Genomic DNA, 9,733 nt, shown 5'->3' on the forward strand with positions numbered 1-9,733 from the left:
TCGGCGACCTCCACCGCCTCGGTGTCGAGATCCCAGACCACCTCGAGGTGGTCGGAGACGAACCCGATCGGGCACACGATGACCGGGTCGAGGTTCTGTGCGGCAAGGGTTTCGAGGTGATCGCAGATGTCGGGCTCGAGCCACGGGATCTGCGGCGGACCCGATCGCGACTGCCACACCAGGTCGTGCGCGGCGAAACCTGCGGCAGCGGCTGCGCGTTCGGACGCGGCGGCCACCTGTCGGCTGTAGAGGTGCCCGCCCTGCGCGGGTGGACCCGCTGCCTTGTCGGCCGCGGACGGGATCGAGTGCGCGGTGAACACGAGTCGGGCGTCATCACGTCGATCGGCCGGGAGGCGGTCACGGGCGGCGGTGATCGCGTCGGCGCACGCCGCGGTCATCTCCGGACGGTCCCAGTAGTGCGGCAGCTTGCGCAGGTCCATCAGATCCGTACCCGGCTGATCGTGCTTGTCCGACAACGCATCCAGGGCCCGTCGGATGTCCTCGTGATACTGGGCGCAGCCGGAGTACCCGCCCCATGCCGAGGTCGGGAACACCAGGGCGTGACGGCGGCCGTCGTCGTACATCGCCGACACCGTGTCCTCGATCATCGGATGCCAGTTCCGGTTCCCGAAGTACACCGGGAGGTCGATACCGGCCGCGTCGAGACCGGCACGTAGATGATCGATGATGTCGAGATTGAGGCGGTTGATCGGTGAGACACCACCGAAGTGCAGGTAGTGCTCGGCGACCTCGTCGAGCCGTTCCGGTGGCACCCCTCGACCCCGCGTGACGTTCTCCAGGAACGGACGGACGTCCTCGGGCCCGTCGGGACCCCCGAACGACAGCACCAGGATGGAGTCGAAGGGAGTGCTCATGAACCGGTGAAACCCTCCGGGAACCAGGTGTTGTGGCTCGCGCCACCGTCGACGTAGACGATCGACCCGGTGGTGCCGGGCAGCCAGTCCGACAGCAACGCACAGATCGACTTCGCGACCACGGTGGGATCGTCGACGTTCCACCCGATCGGCGACGCGCCGTCCCAGTACTCGTTGAGCATGTTGAGCTGCTTGGCGTCGTCGGTGGCGGTGCCCGCGATGGCCTTCGCGGCGAGCGTCTTGATCGGGCCGGCGGCGACGAGGTTGGACCGGACCCGCTTCGCGGCGCCGACTTCCCGTGCGACGTAACGGTTCACCGACTCGAGCGCGGCCTTGGCCACACCCATCCAGTTGTAGTACGGCATCGCGGTCCGCGGATCGAAGTCCATGCCCACGATGGAACCGCCCTCGTTCATCACCGGCAGCACGGCGCGGGCCAGCGCGGCGTAACTCCAGGCGGAGATCTCGAACGACTTGGCCGCGTCGGGGCCCGGCGCGTCGAGGAACGGAACCGCGTCGGGGCCCATCAGGTTCTTCGGTGCCATCGCGATCGAGTGCAGGACACCGTCGACACCCTCGGGGGCCAGTTCACGCACCTTGTCGGCGAGCTCGCCGAGGTTCTCCTCGTTGGTCACGTCGAGACCGATGGCCGGAGGGACCTCGGTGGGGAGACGGCGGGCGATGCGATCGATCAGGCGCAGACGCTCGGGGATGCCGGTGATGATGACCTTGGCGCCCTCGTTCTGCGCCATCGCCGCGGCGTGGAACGCGATCGACGAGTCGGTGATGATGCCGGTGATCAAGATGGTCTTGCCCTCGAGCAGTCCGCTCACGTGTGTCCTCCTGGCTGTGGATGTGGATGGTCGTGCGGGTGATTGGTGTGCGTCAGTGCCCCATGCCGAGGCCGCCGTCGACGGGGATGACCGCCCCCGACACGTACGACGAGTCGTCCGAGGCGAGCCAGCTGACGACCGCCGCGACCTCGTCGGTGCGACCCATCCGCTGTGCCGGGATCAACTGCAGCGCCTGCTCCTGGTAGTTCTCGGGCAGCGCGGCGGTCATCTCGGTGTCGATGAAACCGGGGGCGACGACGTTCGCGGTGATCGAGCGCGACCCGAGCTCACGGGTCAGCGACCGCGCCATGCCGATCAGGCCGGCCTTCGACGACGCGTAGTTGATCTGGCCGGGTGTACCCATGGTGGCGACCACCGAGCCGATGAAGATGAACCGACCGAATCGCTTGCGCAGCATGGATCGACACGCGGCCTTGGCGACCCGGAACGATCCGGTGAGGTTGGCGTCGATGACCTTCGAGAACTGCTCCTCGCTCATGCGCATGAGCAGGGTGTCGTCGGTGACGCCCGCGTTGGAGACCAGTACCTCGACCGGGCCCTGGTGCTTCTCGACCTCGGCGAAGGCCGTGGTGATGGACTCGGCGTCGGTGACATCGCACACGACTCCGAACAGGCCGTCGGGCACACCGGAACCCCGGTGGGTCACCGCGACCTTGTGTCCGTCGGCGGCCAGGCGCTGCGCGATGGCCAGACCGATGCCGCGGTTGCCGCCGGTCACCAGTACCGACCGGGAGATCCGGCCCCCCGTGGCTGTGGACTCGTCTGTCGATGTCGTGGTGTCTGCCATGGAGGTCAACCTATCGTCCGCGCGCGGCACGGCGTGGAGCAGGTCGAATCCCGGGCGCGCAGTACACGGCTCGGCGAACCGGTGTTGTGACGCGTCACGGTAGGCGCCGATTGAGTGCCACGGCACCCACAGCGGCCAGCAACACCAGGATGGTGCCCGCGATCAACCAGGGGCGCGAGTTGTCGCCCTTGCGTGTCTCGTACCCGATCTGCTGCTGCAGGGTGTCGTAGACCTTGGTCAGCTCGTCGAGGCTCGACGCGGTGAAGAACTCGCCACCGGACAGGCTCGCGATCTTGTTCAGCGACTCGTCGTCGACCGGCACCGGGATCCGGTCTCCCTCGAGGTCCACCGAGCCCGTCGAGGTACCGAACGAGATGGTGTTGACCGGGATCTGTTCCTCTTTCGCCTTGCGGGCCGCGGTGAACGCGCCGCGGGGATCGTCGGGGTCGTCGGGCACCGTTTCCTTGCCGTCGGACTCGAGGACGATCCGTGCGGGCGGCGCACCCTTGTCGCCGCCGAGCACGGCGTTGAGGGTCTTGATCTGCTGGATCGCCGCGAAGATGCCCTCGCCGGTCGCGGTCTTGTCCTCGAGCTGGAGTTTGTCGACCGCGGTCTTCGTCGCGTTGTGGTCCGGGGTCGGCGAGACCAGGGTGGCGGCGGTGCCGGCGTAGGAGATCAGGCCGAGGTTGATGCCGTCGGTGAGGTCGTCGGCGAACTTCTTCGCGGCCTGCTGCGCCGCTTTGATCCGCGACGGTGCGACGTCGGTCGCGTTCATCGACCGCGACACGTCGATCACCAGGATCACCGTCGCCTTATTCCGGGGGATCCGGCGATCGGCCTGCGGACCGGCCAACGCCACGGTCAGCAGGATCAGGCCCACCAGCATCACCGCGATGGGGACGTGACGGAGTCGGTTCCGCTGGGTCGGGACGACCGAGTTCAACAACTCGAGGTTGGCGAACTTCAGCGCACGGTTCTGTCTGCGCCGCTGCATGTAGACGTAGCCGACGCCCAGGCCGACGATCAGCAGCAGGACGAGCAGCCACCACGGGGTCGCGAGATCGAACACGGCAGCTACCGTCCCGACCCGGCGCCGAGACCACGGCGGCGGCGCACCACGAAACGCACCACGTCGGAGATCCAGTCGCGATCGGTGCGCAACGTCAATGTCGGTGCGCCACAGGTACGCAACGTTCGATGGACATCGGCCTGGTGGGCCTGGGCCGCACGTGCGAAGTCGTCTCGGACGCGGTCGGTCACGGTGATCTCACGGACCTGTCCGCTCTCGGCGTCGCGCAGCACCACCTCCCCGACGTCCGGGAGGGCCATGTCCCGGGGATCGAGGACCTCGATGCCGAGCAGTTCGTGGTGGCCACCGACCGCGCGCAGCGGGCGGTCCCAGTCGATGGGGCCGAGGAAGTCGCTGACGACGACGGCGAGTCCGCGTCGGCGTTCGGGGCGGCGCAGCGCGTCGATGCCCGCGTTGAGATCGCCCCGCACGCCGTCGGAACTACGACGGGTCGTTGCGATGGTCTTGAGGAGATTGAGTGCGTGCGCCCGCCCGCTACGGGCGGGGATCCGCACGATGGTGTCACCGGTGGCGACGATCGCGCCGATCCGGTTGCCGCCACCCAGGGTGAGGTGGGTGATCGCGGCGCACGCGGCGACCGACAGGTCCCGCTTGGTGCCGTTGACCGTGCCGAAATCGAGACTGGCGGACATGTCGACGACCAACCAGGTCTCCAGCTCACGGTCGGCGACCATCTGGCGGACATGGGCGTGCGTCGTCCGTGCGGTGACCGACCAGTCCATGCGGCGGACATCGTCGCCCGGCTGGTACATCCGCGCCTCGCCGGGCTCGGAGCCGGGACCGGGGATGAGACCCATGTGGTCGCCCTGCAGGACGCCGTCGAGCTTGCGGCGCACCGTGATCTCGAGCGTTTTCAGTGCCGCGGTCAGCGTCGGGTCGTCGAGGGTGCCCGCGCCGAACGACGGCAGGCGGTCAGCGTCCGCCATCGATGCGGCCGTGCGTCGGCGCCGGGTGGGCACCGGTGGCGCGCGGGTCCGGCGCCTGGCCGGGAGCCGCCTGCTGCGGCTTGACCATGCCCACCGGCGCGCCGTTGGGGGGTTGCGGTGCACCGTGCTGGGGTGCGCCGTGCTGGGGTGCGCCGTGCTGGGGTGCACCCTGCTGGGGCCCGACCGGTGCGGACTGCGGTGCGGGCCCGCCCTGGATCGGCTGAGCACTGACCTGCGGCAGTCCGACGGTCTGCAGCACGCGTGTGATGACCTGGTCGGCGTCGATCTCGTCGGCGAGCGCGTCGTAACTCAGCACCAGTCGGTGGCGCAGCACGTCGGGGATGATCTCGACGACGTCGGACGGGATCACGTAGTCACGTCCGCGGACCAGGGCCAGTGCCCGAGCGGCGGCGACGATGCCCAGGGTGGCGCGCGGCGATGCGCCGTAGGACAGCCAACTCGCGACGTCGTTCATGCCGAAGTCGGCCGGACGGCGGGTCGCGGTGATGACGCGGACCACGTAGTCCACCAACGCGTGGTGGACGAAGACGTTGGCGGCGACCTTCTGCAGTCGGACGGTCGACGCGGGGTCGAGGATCTGTCCGGCGGTCGGGACGCGGGTGCCCATCCGGTAGACGATCTCGCGCTCCTCCTCCACGGAGGGGTAGTCGACGAGGACCTTGAACAGGAAGCGGTCTCGCTGCGCCTCGGGCAGCGGGTAGACGCCCTCGTTCTCGATCGGGTTCTGCGTCGCCATGACGAGGAACGGATCAGGCATCGGGTAGGTGGTGCCGCCGATCGACAGGTGTCGCTCGGCCATCACCTCGAGCAAGGCCGACTGCACCTTCGCGGGCGCGCGGTTGATCTCGTCGGCGAGCAGGAAGTTCGCCACGACCGGACCGAGTTCGGTGTCGAACTCCTCGCGGCCCTGCCGGTAGATACGGGTACCGATCAGGTCGGTGGGCACGAGGTCGGGGGTGAACTGCACGCGGGAGAAGCTGCCGCCGATGACGTGCGCGTAGGTCTCCACCGCGAGCGTCTTGGCCACGCCGGGGACACCCTCGAGCAGGATGTGACCGCGCGCCAGCAGACCGACCAGGATCCGCTCGATGAGCTGGTCCTGCCCGACGATGACGCGCTTGACCTCGAACATCGTGCGCTCCAGGAGCTTCACGTCCGCGTCGGTGAGTGCGAACTCGCCGCCCTGGTCATTGCCGTCGTGCGTTGCGGACACGCGTGATCCTCCGATTGAGAGCCGGTTGGGGGGACTTGACCTCACCGAGAGTAGCGGTCGCACGCACCCGAGGGTCGGATGCGTGCGAACGCGCTGCTCACCGGCGACGCCGATGGTGTCGAGGTCGCCGACCGGAGTGCGGGTGGCTACCCGGTGAGGCGGACGACGTACGGCATGGCGCCGCTGGTCCGCAGGGGCGAGATCTTGACGACGTCGCCGGACTGCGGGGCCTCCACCATCTGGTTGTTGCCCAGGACGAGAGCGACGTGCTCGCTCGCGTTGGGGCCGTAGAAGATCATGTCGCCGCGCTGCATCTGTGACAGCGGCACCTGCTTGCCGGAGGTGTACTGGTAGCCGGTGTAGTGCGGCAACGAGATCCCGATGCCCGCGAAGGCGTAGATCATCAGACCCGAGCAGTCGAAACCGGACTTGTTGTAGTCGCCGTAGCTGTCGGCGACGCCGCCGTCCCGGATGCCCTTGGTGGGTCCGTTGGCGTTGCCACCGCCCCAGGCATAGGTGACGCCGAGTTGCGAGAGTGCACGGTTGACCACGATCTCGACCGCAGCCGATCCGGTGACGCCGGGGGTGACCGAGGTCGACCCACCGGTACCCGGGGTCGCGACGCTGCCCTGGTCGGTGCCGTTGAGATCGGTGTGCGGACGCTGGATCGATGCCACGACCGAGGCCAACACCTGCTGCGCGGCATCGACCGCGAGTTTCGCGGCCGCCTCGGCGGCGACCCTGAGCGCCGACTGCGCGGCGGTGGCGATCGCGTTCTGCATCGGGTTGACCGGTGCGGCGGCCGGGATACGACCGGGGATCGCCGGCGCCTGCGCTGCCGGGGCCTGACCTGCGGGTGCCCCTGCGGCCGGGGCCTGCGTCGGCGCGGCGGCCTGGACCTGGCCCGGGACCGCGGCGGACGCGGCCGCTGCGGCGCGTCCACGCAGTGCGTCGAGCTGGGCCTGCGCCTGATCGCGGGCGGCGGTCAGCTCGGCGCGCCGGGACGACTCGGTCCGGACCGCGGCCATCGCGTCCTGGATCGCCTGCAGCGCATCGTTCTTGCGCGCCGCGGCCGACTTGGTGGCGAACGACGCCTGCTGGCGTGTGGCCGCCGCGGTCGCGACGCGGTTCGCCTGCTCGTTGCGGGCGACCTTCAGTCGGTCGATCGAGGCCTTCTGTTCCTTGGTGAGCCGATCGAGGATCCCGGCGCGATCGAGAACCGCACCCGGGTCCGAGGTCGACAGGTAGTTCGTCATCGAACTCTGCGAGCTGCCCTGGCGGTACAGATTGCGCACGAAGTCGTCGAAGCCGCGCTGTGCCGTGCTGATCGCGGCAGTGGCCTTGCCGAGCGCGTCCTGCGACCCCTTCATCGCGATGGACGCGAGTCGTTCCTGATCGCGAGCGTTCTGCAGGTCGACGAGAGTGCGGTTCACCGACTCCCGCTTGAGCGCGACGGTGTTGTCCAGGTCGGCCAGGTGCTGGTCGGTGCCGGCGATCTGATTGATCAGATCCGCGATACCGCCGGGGCTCCGTGGCGAGTCACCGGCGGACGGCGCAGCCGCGGAGGGGCCTGCACCCATACCCAGCATGGCGATGATCACGACCAGGGCCATGGTGGCGACCGCGGTCACACGAGGGCCGCGATCACGGCTCTCGGACGATTCGGTGTTGTGGTTACGACCCGGGTCGCGACGACCCGGAGCGGCGTGTGGCCGACGGTACGAGCCGCGCGCTGCGCGTGCTCGGCCGACGGGAACGAAACGTCGCCTCACTGATGACTCCCTCGCAGAACTGACGTGCGGCTGGTGGACGCCCGATCGTCCGGCGACACCGCGATCCGGTCGATTCCGACATCGCCGGATACGACACGATCACCGATCACCACCGCCAACTTGTGTCCCGGCAGGTGTCAACTTCCCCATCAACACCACCTATGACATGTCGAACCGTACGCCACAAAGGCCCCGAACGAAACATGAGTCACAAATTACAAAGAGGTGATTACCTGCATTTATGCGATGAACTGCGCGTCATCACGAACGTATTTCGTGAATGACACGGAGGTAATTCATTAAATCTGGCAAACAGACGATTTGCCGAGACGACCTATCGGTTCGAGCGGTCCTGCTCGCCGTCGTCGGGTGCGGACCCGCTCCCCCCCGTGTTCCCCGGCACGGAGGCGACCGAGGCCGTCTCCGTCGGAGCGGACGGCGCGGCCGCGCCCGTGCGGCGGCGTCCCAGGAGACGAGCGGCCACGGCGCCCAGCGCCACCACCAGCACCAGCAGGATGGTCACGACCGTCCACGGGACCTGGGGCTGGTCGGTCATACGGTCGAGCAGCTGCTGCGCTGCGACCGGCGGGTTGCTGGTCGAGAGGTTGTCCTGCGCCTGCTCGAGCTGCACCCGACTGAAGTCGTCGGAGGCCGACCCGACGGTGCCGGGACCGAAGACGACAACCGTGCCGCCGGTCTCCTCCTGCAGCGCGGTGGCGATATCGCGGAAATAGGTGAACTTGGGCTGCGATTCCGACAGCACCACGAAGTACATGTCGTGGCCCTTGTCCTTGGCCTCCGACACCACCGACGTCAGACGCGGCGTGATGTCGGCGGGCGCGGCGACGTGGTCACCGGCCAGATCGGCCTCGATCGCCGTCAGATCGACGTTGGCAGGGATGATCGACATCGCCGGACTCTGCGCCCAGGTGCTCGCGTTCGGGGCCATGTCGTGTCGCTGCCTTCCGCTCCGGGGTCGATGACTCGACCCCGCCAAGACCCTCCATAGGGGTCACATCCACAGGCACAGTACGACACAATTGACCCGCGGTGATCGAACCGCGGTGTCCGGGCCCGCTCGCGCGGGTCGGAGACACGCGATGTTCACCGTGCGCGCGACATATCGTCACCGGTGGTGATTTAACCAGTACGCGCGTACTGCTAGACTTGTCCCACGCATCCGATCTGCCTCGGGTGCCCGCAACAGCGCCGGCCAGCCCGCCGGTGACAAACGTCGGCGCCGCCCCGCCGACACAGCGAAGTGGAGTGTTCTGTGAGCTCGAGTATCGATACATATGGTGCCAAGGGGACGTTGGAGGTCGGCGAGAACTCGTATGAGATCTTCCGGCTCAGCGCGGTCGAGGGTGCCGAGAAGCTTCCCTACGCGCTGAAGGTTCTCGCCGAGAACCTCCTGCGCACCGAGGACGGCGCCAACATCACCGCCGATCACATCCGCGCGATCGCCGACTGGGATCCCTCCGCGGACCCGAGCATCGAGATCCAGTTCACGCCTGCGCGCGTGATCATGCAGGACTTCACCGGTGTCCCCTGCATCGTCGACCTCGCCACCATGCGTGAGGCCGTCCAGGAACTCGGTGGCGACCCGGACAAGGTCAACCCGCTCGCGCCCGCCGAGATGGTCATCGACCACTCGGTGATCATCGAGGCGTTCGGCAACGCGCAGGCGTTCGAGCGCAACGTCGACATCGAGTACCAGCGCAACGAGGAGCGCTACCAGTTCCTCCGTTGGGGCCAGGGCGCGTTCGACGACTTCAAGGTCGTCCCCCCGGGCACCGGCATCGTCCACCAGGTCAACATCGAGCACCTCGCCCGCTCGATCATGGTCCGCAACGGCCAGGCCTACCCCGACACCTGCGTCGGTACCGACTCGCACACCACGATGGAGAACGGCCTGGGCGTGCTGGGCTGGGGCGTCGGCGGCATCGAGGCCGAGGCCGCCATGCTCGGCCAGCCGATCTCGATGCTCATCCCCCGCGTCGTCGGCTTCAAGCTGTCCGGCGAGACCAAGGCGGGCGTGACCGCCACCGACGTGGTGCTCACCATCACCGAGATGCTGCGCAAGCACGGTGTCGTCGGCAAGTTCGTCGAGTTCTACGGCAAGGGCGTCGCCGCGGTGCCCCTGGCCAACCGCGCGACCATCGGCAACATGAGCCCCGAGTTCGGGTCCACCTGCG

At 68.1% G+C, this 9,733-nt stretch carries 9 protein-coding genes; 1 reads left to right on the forward strand and 8 read right to left on the reverse strand.

The window, feature by feature from the left end; all coding sequences use genetic code 11:
- From JHC79_RS21440 to JHC79_RS21475, 8 genes are all read right to left on the reverse strand, one after another.
- The coding region (locus JHC79_RS21440) for a ferrochelatase (protein WP_296394676.1) at nucleotides 1-875 on the reverse strand (875 nt) is incomplete at its 3' end.
- Nucleotides 872-1,708 carry an NADH-dependent enoyl-ACP reductase InhA gene (gene inhA, locus JHC79_RS21445; protein ID WP_296394678.1) on the reverse strand — a complete coding sequence of 279 codons (837 nt, stop codon included), beginning with the start codon at nucleotides 1,706-1,708 and terminating at the stop codon, nucleotides 872-874. The genes JHC79_RS21440 and inhA, both read right to left, overlap by 4 nt.
- Nucleotides 1,709-1,760: 52 nt before the next feature.
- Entirely contained in the window at nucleotides 1,761-2,516 is a 756-nt protein-coding gene (fabG1, locus tag JHC79_RS21450) for a 3-oxoacyl-ACP reductase FabG1 (RefSeq protein ID WP_296394680.1), read from the reverse strand.
- 94 nt (nucleotides 2,517-2,610) lie between these two features.
- Nucleotides 2,611-3,585, reverse strand: a complete 975-nt coding sequence (locus tag JHC79_RS21455; protein ID WP_296394682.1) for a VWA domain-containing protein — start codon at nucleotides 3,583-3,585, stop codon at nucleotides 2,611-2,613.
- A gap of 5 nt (nucleotides 3,586-3,590) precedes the next feature.
- Nucleotides 3,591-4,532 (reverse strand): DUF58 domain-containing protein, encoded by a 942-nt coding sequence (locus JHC79_RS21460; RefSeq protein WP_296394685.1) that lies wholly within the window; start codon nucleotides 4,530-4,532, stop codon nucleotides 3,591-3,593.
- Nucleotides 4,519-5,685, reverse strand: a complete 1,167-nt coding sequence (locus JHC79_RS21465; RefSeq protein WP_296394694.1) for an AAA family ATPase — start codon at nucleotides 5,683-5,685, stop codon at nucleotides 4,519-4,521. The genes JHC79_RS21460 and JHC79_RS21465 overlap by 14 nt, the downstream gene beginning before the upstream one ends.
- Before the next feature lie 227 nt (nucleotides 5,686-5,912).
- Nucleotides 5,913-7,379, reverse strand: a complete 1,467-nt coding sequence (locus JHC79_RS21470) for an NlpC/P60 family protein (RefSeq protein ID WP_296394688.1) — start codon at nucleotides 7,377-7,379, stop codon at nucleotides 5,913-5,915.
- Nucleotides 7,380-7,872: 493 nt separating this feature from the next.
- A complete protein-coding gene (locus tag JHC79_RS21475) occupies nucleotides 7,873-8,448 on the reverse strand; it encodes a DUF6676 family protein (protein ID WP_296394690.1) in 576 nt (191 codons plus the stop codon).
- Nucleotides 8,449-8,811: 363 nt separating this feature from the next.
- Here JHC79_RS21475 and JHC79_RS21480 point away from each other — a divergent pair.
- Nucleotides 8,812-9,733 (forward strand): aconitase family protein (locus JHC79_RS21480; protein ID WP_296394692.1); only part of this gene is annotated, 922 nt, incomplete at its 3' end.

Source organism: Williamsia sp., from assembly GCF_016462415.1.
GTDB lineage: Bacteria > Actinomycetota > Actinomycetes > Mycobacteriales > Mycobacteriaceae > Williamsia_A.